General features: G+C 64.4%; 15 protein-coding genes. 6 read left to right on the top strand and 9 right to left on the bottom strand.

The annotated features are described in order from the left end of the window. Positions 1–111 precede the first annotated feature (111 nt). The 3 genes from VFV96_16105 (at position 112) to VFV96_16095 (ending at position 3,202) form a co-directional block, all read left to right on the top strand. The gene (locus tag VFV96_16105; protein HEU5071928.1) at positions 112–414 is read left to right on the top strand and encodes a TMEM14 family protein; all 303 of its coding nucleotides are present in this window, start codon (positions 112–114) and stop codon (positions 412–414) included. Between the two features lie 82 nt (positions 415–496). Further along, positions 497–2,227: a M3 family oligoendopeptidase gene (locus VFV96_16100; GenBank protein ID HEU5071927.1), complete on the top strand. Its 1,731-nt coding sequence runs from the start codon at positions 497–499 to the stop codon at positions 2,225–2,227. Between the two features lie 63 nt (positions 2,228–2,290). Beyond that, the gene (locus tag VFV96_16095; protein ID HEU5071926.1) at positions 2,291–3,202 is read left to right on the top strand and encodes a complex I NDUFA9 subunit family protein; all 912 of its coding nucleotides are present in this window, start codon (positions 2,291–2,293) and stop codon (positions 3,200–3,202) included. Positions 3,203–3,273: 71 nt separating this feature from the next. On the opposite strand, the gene VFV96_16090 is transcribed toward VFV96_16095, so the two are convergent. From VFV96_16090 to VFV96_16055, 8 genes are all read right to left on the bottom strand, one after another. Then, positions 3,274–4,614, bottom strand: a complete 1,341-nt coding sequence (locus VFV96_16090; GenBank protein HEU5071925.1) for a sigma-54 dependent transcriptional regulator — start codon at positions 4,612–4,614, stop codon at positions 3,274–3,276. Positions 4,615–4,620: 6 nt separating this feature from the next. Further along, the gene (locus VFV96_16085) at positions 4,621–5,382 is read right to left on the bottom strand and encodes a gamma-glutamyl-gamma-aminobutyrate hydrolase family protein (GenBank protein ID HEU5071924.1); all 762 of its coding nucleotides are present in this window, start codon (positions 5,380–5,382) and stop codon (positions 4,621–4,623) included. Between the two features lie 3 nt (positions 5,383–5,385). After that, positions 5,386–5,658 carry a hypothetical protein gene (locus VFV96_16080; GenBank protein ID HEU5071923.1) on the bottom strand — a complete coding sequence of 91 codons (273 nt, stop codon included), beginning with the start codon at positions 5,656–5,658 and terminating at the stop codon, positions 5,386–5,388. A gap of 76 nt (positions 5,659–5,734) precedes the next feature. Further along, positions 5,735–6,220: a 2-C-methyl-D-erythritol 2,4-cyclodiphosphate synthase gene (gene ispF / locus VFV96_16075; GenBank protein ID HEU5071922.1), complete on the bottom strand. Its 486-nt coding sequence runs from the start codon at positions 6,218–6,220 to the stop codon at positions 5,735–5,737. 58 nt (positions 6,221–6,278) lie between these two features. Further along, on the bottom strand, positions 6,279–6,650 hold the full coding sequence (locus VFV96_16070; protein HEU5071921.1) for an Hpt domain-containing protein: 372 nt from the start codon (positions 6,648–6,650) through the stop codon (positions 6,279–6,281). Further along, the gene (locus VFV96_16065) at positions 6,647–7,033 is read right to left on the bottom strand and encodes a response regulator (GenBank protein ID HEU5071920.1); all 387 of its coding nucleotides are present in this window, start codon (positions 7,031–7,033) and stop codon (positions 6,647–6,649) included. Before VFV96_16065 ends, VFV96_16070 begins: the two co-directional genes overlap by 4 nt. A 25-nt stretch (positions 7,034–7,058) precedes the next feature. Further along, positions 7,059–8,276 (bottom strand): fused response regulator/phosphatase, encoded by a 1,218-nt coding sequence (locus tag VFV96_16060; protein ID HEU5071919.1) that lies wholly within the window; start codon positions 8,274–8,276, stop codon positions 7,059–7,061. Further along, the gene (locus tag VFV96_16055) at positions 8,273–11,743 is read right to left on the bottom strand and encodes a CHASE domain-containing protein (GenBank protein ID HEU5071918.1); all 3,471 of its coding nucleotides are present in this window, start codon (positions 11,741–11,743) and stop codon (positions 8,273–8,275) included. The genes VFV96_16060 and VFV96_16055 overlap by 4 nt, the downstream gene beginning before the upstream one ends. 255 nt (positions 11,744–11,998) lie before the next feature. On the opposite strand from VFV96_16055, the gene cysS reads away from it, so the two are divergent. The 3 genes from cysS to VFV96_16040 all read left to right on the top strand — a co-directional run bounded on the left by cysS (position 11,999) and on the right by VFV96_16040 (position 14,913). Continuing rightward, entirely contained in the window at positions 11,999–13,408 is a 1,410-nt protein-coding gene (gene cysS / locus VFV96_16050; protein HEU5071917.1) for a cysteine--tRNA ligase, read from the top strand. Positions 13,409–13,520: 112 nt separating this feature from the next. Continuing rightward, complete coding sequence (gene tmk, locus VFV96_16045) at positions 13,521–14,171, top strand: dTMP kinase (protein HEU5071916.1); 651 nt, start codon at positions 13,521–13,523, stop codon at positions 14,169–14,171. 331 nt (positions 14,172–14,502) lie between these two features. Continuing rightward, a complete protein-coding gene (locus VFV96_16040; protein ID HEU5071915.1) occupies positions 14,503–14,913 on the top strand; it encodes a hypothetical protein in 411 nt (136 codons plus the stop codon). Positions 14,914–14,931: 18 nt separating this feature from the next. Here VFV96_16040 and VFV96_16035 read toward each other — a convergent pair. Beyond that, a partial coding sequence (locus VFV96_16035; GenBank protein HEU5071914.1) for a hypothetical protein occupies positions 14,932–15,241 on the bottom strand: 310 nt, incomplete at its 5' end.

Raw genomic sequence — 15,241 nt, 5'->3', positions numbered from 1 at the left:
ATTTCAGCAGGCAGGGTGGGACAACTGCGGGGCAGCCGGAAAAATCGTGACTGTTCAGCCAGCCCAAGAACCTTTTGCCCCGGGCGCCCTTCCCGTCTATTGTCAGCGCGCATGAATCATTACACGGTGCTCTGGATTTACGTTGTTTTGCTGGTGGTGGGCGGCCTGATTGGCTTCTTCAAGGCCAGGAGCAAGGTTTCCCTCTACATGTCCATCGGCTTCGCCGCCGCACTGGCCGCGTGCGCCATCAATGGTTTCCTCGACGCCAAACTCGCCCGCAGCCTTGCCGACGTGCTGATGGTGCTGCTGCTCGTGGTGTTCGCCATGCGCCTCGCCAAGACCAAAAAATTCATGCCCGCCGGCATGATGCTCATTGTCACCATCGCCGCGCTGGCGCTGCGGCACCTGACCTGAGCCCGCCGCCGGGCGCCGCCCCGCGCCCGGGTTGATTCAAATTCCAGTTTCGTCGGCGCCGGTTTGCATTATCTTCCGGCGCATGAATTTGTTGCCGTTCGGAAATCTCCCGCCCCATCGCCCCCGCCGCCTTGTCCCCGCCGCGGTGAACTGGAACAACTGGGCCGCCATCGCTCCGCTGTTTGACCAGCTCGACCGGGCCCTGACGCATTGCGCCACCGCCGCCGGGCTCGAACGCTGGCTGCTCGACTGGTCCGAACTCAATGCCGCGCTGGATGAAGAAGGAACGCGGCGTTACATCGCGATGACGTGCCACACGGACAACGCCGAGGCGGAGAAGGCCTATCTGCACTTCGTCGAGCACATCGAACCCCACGCCAAACCGCGGCAGTTTGCGTTGCAACAGGCCTTCGTAAAACATCCGCAGCGCGCCACCCTGCCCGCGCCCCGTTACCAGGTGTTCGACCGCGACACCGCCAGCCAGGTCGAACTGTTCCGGCCCGAAAATGTTCCGCTCGAAACCGAAGAGGCCAAGCTCGGCCAGCAATACCAGAAGCTCACGGGCTCGCTCACCGTAACCTTCCGCGGCGAGGAAAAAACGCTGGTGCAAATGGGCCGCCATTTGGAGGAACCCGACCGCCCAATGCGCGAGGAGGCCTGGCGGCTCGTGGCCACGCGCCGCCTGCGGGAGGCCGCGGCGTTTGACCAGCAATTCGACGAACTGAGCCGGTTGCGCGGGCAGATTGCCGGCAACGCAGGCTTCGCCAACTACCGCGATTACGCCTTTCGCCGGCTGGGACGTTTCGATTACACGCCCGCCGATTGCGAACGCTTTCACCACGCGGTGGAAGCCGAAGTCACGCCGCTCTTGCGCGAACTGCACGCTGAACGCCGGACAAAACTGGGCGTTGCAACGCTGCGCCCGTGGGATTTGGCCGTGGATCCGCTGAACCGGCCGCCGCTGAAGCCGTTCGATCACGTGGACGATCTGGTGGCGCGTTCGCAACGCATCTTCGACCGGCTCGATGGCGAACTCGCCGCCGGCTTCCGCCAGATGCGCGAACTCACCTTGCTGGATCTCGCCAACCGCAAAGGCAAGGCCCCCGGCGGTTACCAATCCACCCTGTCCGAGGCCCGGCTGCCCTTCATTTTCATGAACGCCGTCGGCCTGCAACGCGACGTGGAAACCATCCTGCACGAGGCGGGTCACGCGTTTCATGCGCTCGCCACCCGCGACGAAGATCTCCATGCCTATCGCGGCGCGCCGATCGAGTTTTGTGAAGTCGCCTCGATGAGCATGGAACTGCTCGGCAACGAATTCATCGAGGAGTTTTACGGGCCGGCCGACGCCGCGCGCGCCCGCCGCACGCACCTGGAAGGCATTGTTGGCGTGCTCGCATGGATTGCGACCGTGGATGCCTTCCAGCACTGGATTTACACGCATCCCGGCCACACCCATGCCGAACGCGATGCCGCATGGGTGGCACTGCACCGCCGGTTCAATGGGGACGTGGACTGGAGCGGACTCGATGCCGAACGCGCCAAACTCTGGCACCGGCAGCTCCATATTTTCCTGCACCCGTTTTACTACATTGAATACGGGATCGCGCAGTTGGGCGCCCTGCAGGTCTGGGTCAACTCGCACCGTGACAAGGCCGGCGCGCTGGCCCGTTACAAACGCGCCCTCGCCCTGGGCAATTCCCGTCCCCTGCCCGCGCTGTTCGCGACCGCGGGCTGCCGGTTTGAATTCAGCGAAACCACGGTGCAGCCGTTGACACAGATGATTCGCGAACAACTGAAGGCGATGGAGTGAAGCGCTGTTCCCCTCCGGGGAGGGGTCAGGGGTGGGTTTGTCCATACAACCTGCGATCCGGTCATGAAAATCCTCGTCACGGGCGCCACGGGCTTTGTGGGACGTGAAATCGTGCGGCAGTTGCACGCCGCCAGCCACCGCGTCCGCGTCCTCGTGCGCGATCCGCAGGGACGCTCCGCGCGGGAACTGATCCCCGCGTTCGCGGCGGAATCTCACGCCGGAAACGTGCTGGTGGCCGCCTCCTTGCCGGGCGCGGCCACCAGTTGCGACGCGATCATCCACCTCGTCGGCCTCATCAGCGAGTTCGGCGAGCAGACGTTTGAGAACGTCCACCGGCACGCCACGCAAAACCTGCTGGCCGAGGCGCAACGCGCCGGCGTCCGGCGCTGGATTCACATGAGCGCCCTGGGCACGCGTCCCAACGCCCGATCGCGCTATCACCAAACCAAGTGGGCCGCCGAGGAAGCTGTGCGCGCCAGCGGACTCGATTGGACCATCTTTCGCCCCTCGCTCATTTACGGTCCCGGTGACGGCTTCGTGAACCTGTTCGCGCGAATCTCGCGTCGGTCACCGGTGTTGCCGGTCATGGGTTCGGGCCAAAACCTGTTTCAACCGGTGTCCGTGGCGGAGGTCGCCCGCTGTTTCGTGGGCGCCTTGAACGAACCCGCAAGCGTGGGAAAAATGTTCGACGTTTGCGGCCCGGAGCGGTTGAGCTACGACGCCGTGCTCGATGCCGTCCTGCACGCCACACACCGCCGCCGCCTCAAGCTGCATGTGCCGCTGCCGCTGGCGCGCCTGGCCGCGGCCGCGTTGGAATTCCTCTTTCCCGTGTTGCTGCGCCAGGCCCCGCCGTTGAATCGCGACCAGTTGCTGATGTTGAAGGAAGACAACGTGGGCGAACGCGAACCCGCCGCGGCCCAATTCGGCCTCACGGCGAAGCCGTTTGCCGAAGGCATCGCGGCGTATCTAAAGTAAAACCCGCAACCGGACGAATCCGATTGCGGGAAAAACGATGCCGAATCGACCGCGGCGCGCGCGGCGCCGGCTCAGACTTCGATGCCGTAAGCCTTGATCTTGTTGTAGAGCGTCTGCCGGCCAATGCCGAGGCGCTTGGCGGCTTCCAGCTTGTTGCCGCCGGTTTCCTTGAGCATCTGGATGATGGCGTTGCGCTCCACGCCTTCGAGCAACGTGAAGCTGGTGTCCTGGCCTTCCACGTTGGTGCGGACGTTGGTGATGGAGAGGTCGGTGCCGTCCACGGTGTTGCCTTCGCACAACAGCACGGCGCGCTGGACCTCGTTCTGCAACTGGCGCACGTTGCCGGGCCAGTCGAACCCGGTCAGCCGCTCCACGGCGGATGGCCCAAAGCCGTTGATGGTGCGGTTGGCCTGGGATGCGAAGCGTTTCAAGAACGCGTTCGCCAGCGGCATGATGTCGTCGCGGCGCTCGCGCAGCGGGGGCAGATGCACCGTGATGGCGCTGATGCGGTAGAACAAATCCTCACGCAGCTTGCCGTCCCTGATGGCTTCATCCGGCCTGCGGTTGGTGGCGGCCACGATGCGGCAGTTGGTCTTGTAACTCACCTTGCCGCCGATGGGACGCACTTCCTGATCCTGCAACACGCGCAGCAGCTTGCTTTGCGTATCGATGGGCATTTCCGAGATTTCGTCGAGGAACAGCGTGCCGCCCTCGGCCTGGCGGAACAGCCCTTCGCGGTCGCTGTGGGCGCCGGTGTAGGCGCCTTTGACGGAGCCGAACAATTCGCTTTCGATCAATTCGCGCGGCAGGGCGGCGCAGTTGATTTTTATGATGCGGCTTTTGGAGCGGTTGCTCATCGCGTGGATGAGGTCGGCGGTGACTTCCTTGCCGGTGCCGCTTTCGCCGGTGATGAGAATCGGCACGTCGCTCGGGGCCACGCGTTGCAGGGTGCGCACCACGTCCTTCATCGCCGCGCTGGTGAAGACCGGGGAGGCGCCGCCGCTGAGCACGGAAACCGCCTTGTGCAGCGAGTTGTTCTCCTCGCTTTGCCGGCGGTGTTCGATGGCGCGATCCACCGTCACCAGCAGGCCCTGGGTTTCAAAGGGTTTGGTCAGGAAATGATACGCGCCGAGCTTGGTCGCGTTGATGGCCGCCTCGAAGGTGGCATTGCCGGTGAGGACGATGACCTCGGTGCCCGCCCATTGCTTCTTGATTTGCGGCAGGAGATCGAGCCCGTCGGCGTCGGGCAGCTTGAGGTCGAGCAACACCACGTCGGGTTGCGATCCGGCAAACGCCTGCTTCAGGGCCGCGCCTGAATCCGCGGCGGACACTTCAAAGCTGTCCTTCAGGACCTCGGTCAGGAGTTCCCGCATGTCGGCTTCGTCTTCGACGACCAAAATTGAGCCCTTCATAAAAGTCTAAACTGAGTTTTCCAGACAGCTTTGCACGAATCCCTCGAATATCGCCCGATGTTCGGGATGCTGCTGGAGCAATCGTTCCGGATGAAACTGGACGGACAACAAGAACGGCAACATCTGCCTGCCCGGCTTTTGCTCCAATCCCTCCACCAAGCCATCGGCGCTGCGCGCCACGGCATGCAGGGCCGGCGCCACCCGGTTGACCGCCTGATGATGCGTGCTGTTCACGCCCAGCGTCTGGTTTTGGGCCATCTTGGCCAGCAGGCTACCGCGTGTCAACCGCACGGAATGCACCAGCTCCGACTTCCGGTTCATCTGGCGGTGATCAATGCGCGATGGTTTTTGCGTCGGCAAATCGACGAACAACGTGCCGCCCAGCGCCACGTTCAACATCTGGTGGCCCCGGCAGATGGCCAGCAAGGGCTTGCGTTGTGCGAACACCTCGTCCAGCAGCATCAACTCAAACAAGTCGCGCCGGCCGCCATCCGGCGTCGGGGCGGCCTTGGCCTTGAGCGCGGGCCGCAGCTTCGGGCCGTAAAGGTTCGGATGGAGGTCGTCGCCACCGGTCAACAACACGCCATCGCTGCGCCGGACGTATTCCGCCACGCATTCGCGCGCGTCCGTGGTCGCCATGATCAGCGGCACGCTCCCGCAGGCCGCCACAGCCGCCGGATACCGCAGCGACAGGCTGACCGAGGGATCGCTGAATTCAACGCCCTTCGCCTCGAAGTCAGGCGAAATCAAAATCAACGGCTTTTTCATGAATCAGACCTCCGCTTCCGGAAACCGCTCGCGAATGGCGCGCACCAGTTGGGCTTCGTCATCCGGCATCATCTTGCGCCGCTGCACGCGCCGCTGCACGGCGTCGAGAAGCGCGAGCCAGTCCTCCAGCGGCGGCTCCTTGACCGGCTGCCAGTCGTCGTAGCGTTTCCCGCGCGCAAAGAATCGGTATTGGCCGCCGGTGTGCAAGGCATAAACCTCCAGCTTGGAGCCATCCTCCTGCCGCCGTTCCCAGCCAATTTGTGCTTTGTTTGCCATAAGGTTCCACCGCTTCAACGCGCCGCGGCAGGGGTGCCGCCGGGCGGGTGATGACGTTTTCGGGGGGGGGGGGAGATCAACTTTCCTCCGGCAGATCCACGCTCGCCACGGCCATCGCCGCGATGCCCTCTTCGCGGCCGATGAAACCCATGCGCTCGTTGGTGGTGGCCTTCACGCCCACCTTCCGGGCATCCACTCCGAGGGCCGCCGCGATGTTGGCCTTCATCTGCTGGATGTGGGGAAAAATTTTCGGCGCTTCGGCCAGCAGCGATGCGTCAATGTTCACGATGCGGCCGCCGCGCGCCCGCACCTGTTTCGCCGCCTCCTCCAGAAAAATCCGGCTCGGGGCGCCGCGCCAGCGCGGGTCCGTGTTGGGGAAAAAATGGCCGATGTCCACCTCGCCAATCGCGCCGAGCACGGCATCCGTGATGGCGTGCAGCAAGGCGTCCGCGTCCGAGTGACCGTCCAGGCCTTTGGTGTGCGGGAGTTCGACGCCGCCCAGCACCAGCTTGCGGCCGGTGACCAGCGCATGAACGTCGTATCCGATGCCAACGTGAACCATGCGCGCAATGTAGTCAGCACGGCGGCGTCCGGCGATGCAAATTTGCCGCGGGCCGGTTTCAACCCGGTGGCGGAGGCATCAGGTTGCGCTTGATCGCCTCCAGTTCCGGTTTCACGGCGGTGAAGGCGGCATCCAGTTCCGCCAGCAATGCGGCCACTTCGTCCCGCCGGCCGGCGCCCGCGGCTTCCTCGATGCGCAACGTCAGTTCCTGCATCCGGCGGGCGCCCACGTTGCCCGCGCTGGACTTGAGCGGATGCACGGCCTTGCTGACACCCGCCAGCGTGCCCGTGGCCTGTTCCCGGCGCGCGTCGGCCAGCTTCTCGGCGGCGTAGCCGAGAAACAATTCGATCATCTTGCCGGTGAACCCGTCCCCGCCGAGGCGCTGGAGGCGTTGCATCGCGGCCGGATCAAGATTGGATGAATCACTCATGCCGGATTGGGCTTCGTCCGTGCCAGCAGCAGCTTTTCAATGGCGTTTAACAACACCATCTCGTCCACGATCGGCTTGGTCACGTAATCGTCAAATCCCGCGCCAATGAATTTTTCGCGGTCGCCGGTCATGGCGTGCGCGGTCAGCGCAATGACGGGCAGGTCGCGCAACCGCTCGTCCGCCCGCAGCCGTCGCAGCACCTCGGTGCCGTCCATCTCCGGCAGCGAAACGTCGAGCAGCACGAGGTCGGGCTTGTCCTGCTGCCAGCCGGCCAGTGCCGCAAAGCCGCTTTCATACTCGGCCACTTCGTAGAGCGATTCCAAAATCACCCGCACCAGCAGCCGGTTGTCCGGATTGTCCTCGACGACCGCAACTTTTTTCATGCGTTTATGAATGTCCCCTCAAAAATCAGGTTGGCGCGCCCGCCAGCCGGGCGACGTGCAGGCTGAGCAAACATACATCATCGGCAAATTCCGCGCCGCCGGCGTGTCGCCGCACGTCCGCCAGCAACGCATCACACAACTCGCCGGGCGTGCGCTGCAGGTTGTGCCGCGCCGCCGCCAGCAACCGCTCCTTGCCGTAATCCTCCTTCGCCTCACCGCCCACCACCTCGAACAATCCATCGGTGAACAGCAACACCACGTCGCCGGCCGTGAGCGGCGTCACGCTGGTGACATAACTGGCCTCGGGCACCAGCCCCAGAGCCGAACCAACTTCCGCAACCGGCAATGGCGCAACCCGGCCGGCGGCCGGCTGGAGGTGCAGTGGACGCGGATGACCCGCGGCGGCGTAATGCAAACTTCCCGCCACCAGATCCACCACCAAATAAAATGCCGTGACGAACATGGGTTCGCCCACCGGCTGGATGAGCCGGCACAACCGGCGGTTCATGCCGGTCAAAAACTCGCCCGGATGCGCCGCCCGCGCGGCTTCGCTGTCCACCAGCGCCCGCATCATCGCCGTCACCAGGGCGGCGCGAACGCCATGCCCCATGACATCGCAGATGAACACCCCGGCCCGCGTGTCGGAAAGCTGCTGCACGCTGAAAAAATCCCCCGCCAGTTCGGCGGCCGGCACAAAGCGATGTTCAAAGCGCAGCGCCGAATCGCCGGCGGCGGCCGCGGGCGGGAAACTGGGATAATGATCCGGCAGCAGCGATTGCTGGAGGTGCCGCGCCATTTCAAGATCGGCACGCATTTGCGCATTGTAGGCGGCCACCTGATCGCCCAGCCGCTTCTGGAGCAGCGCGCTGTGCAGGGCCCGCGTCAGCGCGGGCACGTCGAGATCGGTCTTTCGCAGGTAGTCCTTCGCGCCGCGTTTCATGGCTTCCACCGCCACGGATTCGCTGCCGCTGCCGGTCAGCATGATGACCGCCGGCTGGTCGGCGGCCGGCAGCGCCTGAATGTGCGCCAGCATCTGCAATCCATCCGCCTGGGGGAGGTGATAGTCGAGCAACACGACCTGGTAACCGTCATGCCCCAGTTCCGTCATCGCCTTCTCGGCGGAATCGACACAGCGCGGCACGAACGTCGCATCAGCCGGCACGGTAAGCACCAGCTGCCGCAGGAAGTGCGCAAACACCGGGTCATCATCCACGATCAGCAGTGGAATTGTTTCGCCGTTCATGGGGGAGGCAGCGGGTTCGGCCGGGTGCTGGTCTGGAGCAGCCGGCGCACGATGCTTTTCAAGTCGGCCTCAAACACGTCGCCCTTCTTGACGACGTCCTGCGCGGTTTTCCGCAACTGCTGCGCCTCCGCGACGGTGAGTTCCTTGGCCGTGACGACCACAACCGGAATCCATTGGAACCGTGGAATGGTGCGGATGCGGTTGAGAAACGCCATGCCGTCCATCACCGGCATCATCAGGTCGAGCAGGATCAGGTCGGGCATGAATTTCTCCATCACCTCGAGCGCCTCGCGGCCGTTGCGGGCCAGGCGGGCTTCGCAGGCTTCATCCTCGAGATGCGCCGCCAGCACCCGGCGCGCGTCCTCCTCGTCATCGACGATCAGGATGCGCGGATGATTGAAGGGCAGGCTGCGCCGCAGCACGGCCAGCAATTCTTCGCGGATGACCGGCTTCTGCAACACGTCCACGGCGCCGATGATGTTGCCGCGGTTCTCGCCCGCCACGATGCTGACCACCACCACGGGGATGTCGCGCAGTTCCGGGTCGGCCTTGATGGCGCGGATGACCTGCCAGCCATCCAGTTGCGGCATCATCAAATCCACGGTGATCAGGTGCGGCCGGAATTCCCGCGCCATGTGCAGCCCCTGTTCACCCGAGCTGGCGGCAATGGCCTGGCAGCCGAACTCCTCCAGCAGATGCGTGAGCAGCGTGCGCGAATCCAGTTCATCGTCAATGACGAGCACCAGCCTGCCGCGCAAATCGGCGGGCGACACAGGTGGAACCGCCTTGGGCGCGGCGGGTAGAACCGGCGGCGGCGCCGGCCGGACGCCGGGCGTAAAATAAATGCTGAACGTCGAGCCCTTGCCGAGTTCGCTGGTCACCTCGATGCGATAGCCCATGAGCTGGCAAAGCGCCTGGGAAATCGTCAACCCCAGGCCGGTGCCGCCGTATTTGCGGGCGGTGCCGGCCTCGGCCTGCTGGAAGGCTTCGAAGATGACGCCGAGTTTTTCCCGGGGAATGCCGATGCCGGTGTCAGCCACTTCGAGCCGCACGGGCCGGTGGTCGGCGGGGTTGGTGACCACCCGCACGGTCACACTCCCCTGCTCCGTGAACTTCAGCGCGTTCCCCATCAAATTGATCAGGACCTGCCGCAGCTTTTCGGCGTCCGTGCTGATGGGCGCCACCACCGGCGGCACGTCCGTGATGAGCTGCACCGGCTTGTCGCGGACGAGGCCTTCCTGCTGAGCCACGGTTTCCCGCACCAGCGCGTCGAGCGCGACCGGACCGGTTTGCAGTTCCACCTTGCGCGCCTCGATCTTCGACAGGTCGAGAATCTGGTTGATGAGCACGAGGAGGTGCTTGCCGTTCGCCAGGATGCGATCGAGGAAGTTGAGTTCCGCCGCGCCCAGCGCGCCTGACTTGTTCTTCAGCAAAATGTTCGCGAAACCGATCACGGAGTTCAACGGCGTGCGCAGTTCGTGGCTCATGCTGGCGAGAAACTGGCTTTTCGCCCGGCTCGCCTCCTCGGCGGCTTCCTTGGCTTCGCGCATGGCTTCCTCGGCGCGCTTCCGGTCCGTGATGTCGCGCGAAATGCCGAATGTGCCGACGATTTTCCCGCTCTCGTCGCGCAACGCCATCTTCGTGCTGAGCGCCCACGTCACGCTGCCGTCCGGCCACGTCTCGCGTTCCTCCTTCGTGACCGAACCGCCGCTCCGGATCAAGGCCTGTTCGTCCTCGAACGCCTCGCGCGCGTGTTCATCCGTGAAGAAATCGAAGTCCGTCTTGCCGATGGCCTGCGAGGCTTCAGTGAGGCCAAAGCGTTCGAGGTGCGCCCGGCTGTTGCGCAGGAAGCGGCTCTCAATGTCCTTGAAGTAAATTCGCTCGGGCAGGTTGTCCATCAGGGTGCGGAGCAGAAACCGCTCGTGCTCCAGTTCCGCGGCGGCGCGCCGCTTGTCGGTGACATCCCAGAAAATTCCCAGCACGCCGATCACCGCCTTGCCGCCGTCGTAAACCGGCGTGCGAATGGCCTGCACGTAGCGCGTCTGGCCGTCCGGCAGGGGCCGTTCCTCCAGCGTTTCGACCGTCGTGCCCGTTTCGATGACTTGCCGGTCGTCCTGTCGGCGCCGGGCGGCCAGCTCGGGCGGGAACAGTTCGTCGTCGGTTTTTCCGAGCAGCTCGTCCAGCGTGCGGTTGAAGCGCGTGCAGAAGCGTTGATTGGCGAACACCAGCCGGCCCTGCACGTCCCGCCGCGTGATGCTGAGGGGCAGGCTCTCCACCAGCGAATGGTAGAGCGCCTCGGAATGTTTCAGCGCCTGCTCGGAGCGCTCGCGTTCATGCACCTCCGTTTCGAGGCGGCGATTGGTCTCGCGCAGCGTGCGCGTCATTTCGCCGGCCATCGCCAGGGCGCGCTCCCGCGTCAAACTCAGGGACCAGGCAATGGCGAACAGCAGCAGGCTGATCATCCCGCCCATGCTGCCGACCCAGAGGCTCGCGCCGTAACGGTTCGCCGCCTCGAAGGCCGGCCGCGAGGTGAAGTGCAACATCCACGTGTGCCCGCCAATTTTGAGGGCCATCTGCTCGGCAAACCACGCCCCGGCCTCCGGCCGTTCCGTCGTGCGGGTCGCGGCATCGTCGAACAGCAGCACCTCCTGGTCCGGCGCCGTCACATCGGTCACGCGCAAATGCAGGTCACGGTTTTCCGGTCCGAGGATACGCCCGAGCAGTTGCTCGGTGATGAAGCGCGCAAACACCCAGCCTTCGATGGCGGCGCGCCGTTGCGCCACCGTGTCCGTGGGCCGTCCGTGCCGGTAAACCGGCAGCATCATGACGAACCCCGTCGCCGGCCCGCGCGACTCGTCCTGGATGAGCAGCGTGCCGCTCATGGCCGAGGCGTTCGCGTCGCACGCGCGGGCCGCCACCGTGGCGCGTTCGGGATCGAGGGCAATGTTCACCCCCAGGGCCGCGGTCAGCCGCTCCTCGGGTTCGATGTATTTCACGACCAGCAAATCTCCGTTCGTGCCGGGTTCGTGAAGGGTGAAGCCAGGACAGCTGTCCGCGCGGGTCTTTTGCAGGAAGTCGTCCAGCCCGTCGCGCGGCACCCGGTCGATGTAACCCACGGCGTCAATGCCGGGAAACCGGCTCTCGACGGACACGCTCCGCATGTAGGCCCGCCATTCGCCGCGCTCGACCGAATAACTGGCGGCAAACAAACCCACCGCGCCGTGCAACACGTCCTGGTAAATCTGCATCCGCTCGGTCAGCCCGGAAACAATGGCACCCACCTGGTCGTCAAACCGCTTGCGGGCCTCCAGCTCGGCGTGCTTCCACGCGATGAACCAGCCGCCGGCGCTGGCGGCGAGGGAAATCACCAGCACCACCCACGCGACCGGCTGCGGGAAATAAAGACGCCGGCCCCACGACGCCACCTTGGAGGGTGCGGTCAGCCCGGCGCCTTTTTCGGGTTTCATGGTCGCGCTCGCCTTCGGTTCACCACCCGGCCCGGCTCCCCGGCCCGGTGGTTTCCCCACAGAACATTGCCACACGCAGGAGGCCGGCTTCAACTCTGCGTGGCAGCCCCCATTGAGAATTGACGACTCCATTTCTGGGCCAGCCGCCGTCCCGCGGCAACAGATTTCTGCGCCCGGCCGCTTCGCCGGCCGCGCCGGCCGGACTTTCCCCTTTTGCTTTCGCGGGCGCATCCCTACTTTGGCGGCGTTTTACGCATGGCTTTGCGATTCTACAACACCCTGACCCGCTCCGTGCAGGAGTTCGTCCCGCTGGACCCGGCCGGCCACCGCGTCGGCCTCTACTGCTGCGGGCCCACCGTTTACGACTACGCGCACATCGGCAACTGGCGCACATTCGTCTTTGCGGACCTCGTCCGGCGCACGCTCGAATTCAACGGCTGCACAGTCCGCCACGTCATGAACATCACCGACGTGGAGGACAAAATCATCAAACGCGTCCGCGAAACCAAAACCACGCTCCGCGACTTCACCGGCCGCTACGAAGCCGCGTTTCTCGAGGATCTCCAGACGCTCGGTTGCCGCCGGCCGCACCTCACCCCGCGCGCCACCGAGCACATTCCCGAAATGCTCGAACTGATCGGCAGGCTCATCGAACGCGGCCTCGCCTACAAGGCGGCGGACGGCTCGGTTTATTTCAGCATCGAGAAGTATCGCGGCTGCGGCTGCCAATACGGCCAGCTCGTGAAGTTGAATCTCGACGAAATGCGGATGGGCGAACGCGTGGCGAGCGACGAATACGAAAAGGAAAGCGTCGCGGATTTCGCGTTGTGGAAGGCACGCGTGCCCGAGGATGGCGACGTCTTCTGGCCCAGTCCGTGGGGTGAAGGCCGGCCCGGCTGGCACATCGAGTGCAGCGCCATGAGCATGAAAGCCCTCGGGCCCACGTTCGACCTCCACCTCGGCGGCGAAGACCTCGCCTTCCCGCATCACGAGGACGAAATCGCCCAGAGCGAAGGCGCCACCGGCCGGCCCTTCGTCAAACACTGGATGCACGGCGCGCACCTCATGGTCGAGGGCAAGAAGATGAGCAAGTCGCTCGGCAACTTCTTTACGCTGCGCGACCTGCTGGGCAAAGGCTGCACCGGGCGCGAAGTGCGGTATCTCCTGCTCACGGCACATTACCGCGAGACGTTCAACTTCACGCTCGACGGCCTCGCGGGCGCACGGACGGCCCTGGCGCGGATTGATGAGTGCGTGCGTAAATTGAAAGAGCTGGCAAAGGACGCAGTGGCTCCTCCGGCCGAAAAGGATCAACTGCTTCAGAAATTCGCCGCTGCGCTTGCGGACGACCTGAACATCTCCGCGGCCTGGGCCGCGGTGTTTGACTGGGTGCGCGACACCAACAAGCGCCTCGCGGAAAATTCCCTCCCCCCGGCCGAGGCCGCCGCCGCGCTCGCCGCCTGGGAAAAGGTTGATTCCGTCCTCGGCATCGGCACGAAAACCGAAGCCGCTGTGCCCGCGGAAATCCAGTCCCTCGCCGACCAACGCGCCGCCGCCAAAAAGGCGAAAGATTTCCAGCGCGCCGACGCCCTGCGGGAGGAACTGAAGGCCAAAGGCTGGGCCATTGAAGACACGGCGAAGGGGCCGAAACTGAAGAAGCTTTGAAAAAACGACCCGTCATCAACACCGAACGCTCAACGTCCCGGTCCGCCGGCGGCGCGCCAGGCCATGGATGTTTGTTGTCGGTTGTGGGATGCCGGATGTTTTCCATTTCGCGATGAAAGGGCTGTTCATCACCTTTGAAGGCACCGAGGGCTGCGGCAAGTCCACGCAGGTCAGCCTGCTGACGCAACGCCTGCGGGGCATGGGCTGCTTCGTGCGGACGCTGCGCGAGCCCGGCGGCACGCCCATCGGCGAGGAAATCCGCCACACGCTCAAGCACAGCCACGCCAACCACGCGATGACCGCCGAGGCCGAACTGCTCCTCATGAACGCCAGCCGCGCCCAGCTCGTGCGCGAAGTCATCCGCCCCGCGCTCGACGCCGGCGAAATCGTGCTCTGCGACCGCTTCTACGATTCCACCATCGCCTACCAGGGTTACGGCCGGGAACTCAACCTCGCCACCGTGCGCCAGGTCATTGATCTCGCCGTCGGCAACACGCGCCCGGACCTCACCCTGCTCCTGCACGTTGCCCCCGAAATCAGCGAAGCCCGCCGCCTCGCCCGCCAGCCCAATCTCCCGTTGGAAATCCAACGTGACCGTTTTGAGGAAAGCGACCGCGCCTTCTTCGACCGCGTCGAACTCGGCTATCGGGCCATCGCCGAATCCGAGCCCAATCGCGTCCACCTCATCAACGCCGGCGGCACCGTGGACGACGTCCGCGCCGCCATCTGGGGCCAGATGCAACACCTCCTCGCCCGCCGTTAGCGCGGCGGGGTCAAAGCCGCCTGCCCCAAGGCAGCCTTGCAGGCTCGGCAACCCTGCGTTCCCAGAATTCCGTGATGAATCAATCGCCGTGCCGGGGATTCCGCTGCCGCAGTGGAACCGGGGCGCGATTGGCGCTGGACGGGCGGGGCTTGGCGGAGTAGATAGGTCTTCATGGTGGCTGCTCTTCGTATCTTGGTTGTCGGGGGCGTGAGTCCCACAACTAGTGGCTCGGCGCTGCTCCCGCGGCGCAACCCACGTTTGCACCGGAGAGCAGACACCCCTTCCACCTTCAACGAAAGCCATACTGTCTAGACCTCATCCAACGCGCACTGTGAATTTGAACCGCCCATTGCTTCGAGATGTCATCGGATTCTTCGGTGGCGGCATTGCGGCAGCCGTTGCAGCGGCGCTCGTCTTTCAGATCTTCTTCCCGTTGCCCGCAGAGCCAAAGCCGACAGACCACACTGGCGAGGCGCTGGTCCTGTTGGTTCTCGTCGTATTCTTCTGCGGAGGTTTCATTGGGCGGCGAGCCTTCAGCGCAGACTTGTGGTCGGACTTGCTGCCATCCACCATCACGTCTTACGCCGTCATGCTGTTTCTGTGTCTGACTGCATCTCTCGATTTCCGCGAGACAGCTACGATGCTCGCTTTTGCTTCGGCTGGCATTGCCGTCAGCACAGGCCTTTTGATATTGTTGGGTCGTCGTTTTCCACCGAAGATGGAAACTTATGAGGTCTCGTAAGAAACTAGGCGTGTAAGTTCAGGTGGTGGTGATGAGTTTGAAGCCGAGGGCGGTGGCGGATTGGTGGAGGCGTTGAATCTTCTTGAGCTTCAGTTTTTCTTCCGCGTGTTGCCACCCGGTCGGGGCGTAAGGGGTGCGGTGTTTGATCAGGTGCCAGAGGCTGCGCGCCAGGTGGACTCGCTCGCCGTCGCTCGCTCGGCCCGGCGGGCCTGCTCCCTCCGGTCGCATTCCTTTCGCGGGTCGTCCGCTCAAGTGTGCGCCATCGCCGTGATGGCCTTGGGACTGCCCAGCCGCGCCTGCCAGCGCCGGTAGAGATCCCCAAAGTAGT

Source organism: Verrucomicrobiia bacterium, assembly GCA_035765895.1.
In the GTDB taxonomy this organism is placed as follows: Bacteria; Verrucomicrobiota; Verrucomicrobiia; order Limisphaerales; family DSYF01; genus DSYF01.
Note: the sequence above shows the minus strand (reverse complement) of the source record. Positions and strands in the feature narration are given on the sequence as shown.

Coding starts and splice junctions, on each gene's coding strand:
- VFV96_16105 (HEU5071928.1), top strand. CDS start 112: ATGAATCATTACACGGTGCTCTGGATTTACGTTGTTTTGCTGGTGGTG.
- VFV96_16100 (HEU5071927.1), top strand. CDS start 497: ATGAATTTGTTGCCGTTCGGAAATCTCCCGCCCCATCGCCCCCGCCGC.
- VFV96_16095 (HEU5071926.1), top strand. CDS start 2,291: ATGAAAATCCTCGTCACGGGCGCCACGGGCTTTGTGGGACGTGAAATC.
- VFV96_16090 (HEU5071925.1), bottom strand. CDS start 4,614: ATGAAGGGCTCAATTTTGGTCGTCGAAGACGAAGCCGACATGCGGGAA.
- VFV96_16085 (HEU5071924.1), bottom strand. CDS start 5,382: ATGAAAAAGCCGTTGATTTTGATTTCGCCTGACTTCGAGGCGAAGGGC.
- VFV96_16080 (HEU5071923.1), bottom strand. CDS start 5,658: ATGGCAAACAAAGCACAAATTGGCTGGGAACGGCGGCAGGAGGATGGC.
- ispF (HEU5071922.1), bottom strand. CDS start 6,220: ATGGTTCACGTTGGCATCGGATACGACGTTCATGCGCTGGTCACCGGC.
- VFV96_16070 (HEU5071921.1), bottom strand. CDS start 6,650: ATGAGTGATTCATCCAATCTTGATCCGGCCGCGATGCAACGCCTCCAG.
- VFV96_16065 (HEU5071920.1), bottom strand. CDS start 7,033: ATGAAAAAAGTTGCGGTCGTCGAGGACAATCCGGACAACCGGCTGCTG.
- VFV96_16060 (HEU5071919.1), bottom strand. CDS start 8,276: ATGAACGGCGAAACAATTCCACTGCTGATCGTGGATGATGACCCGGTG.
- VFV96_16055 (HEU5071918.1), bottom strand. CDS start 11,743: ATGAAACCCGAAAAAGGCGCCGGGCTGACCGCACCCTCCAAGGTGGCG.
- cysS (HEU5071917.1), top strand. CDS start 11,999: ATGGCTTTGCGATTCTACAACACCCTGACCCGCTCCGTGCAGGAGTTC.
- tmk (HEU5071916.1), top strand. CDS start 13,521: ATGAAAGGGCTGTTCATCACCTTTGAAGGCACCGAGGGCTGCGGCAAG.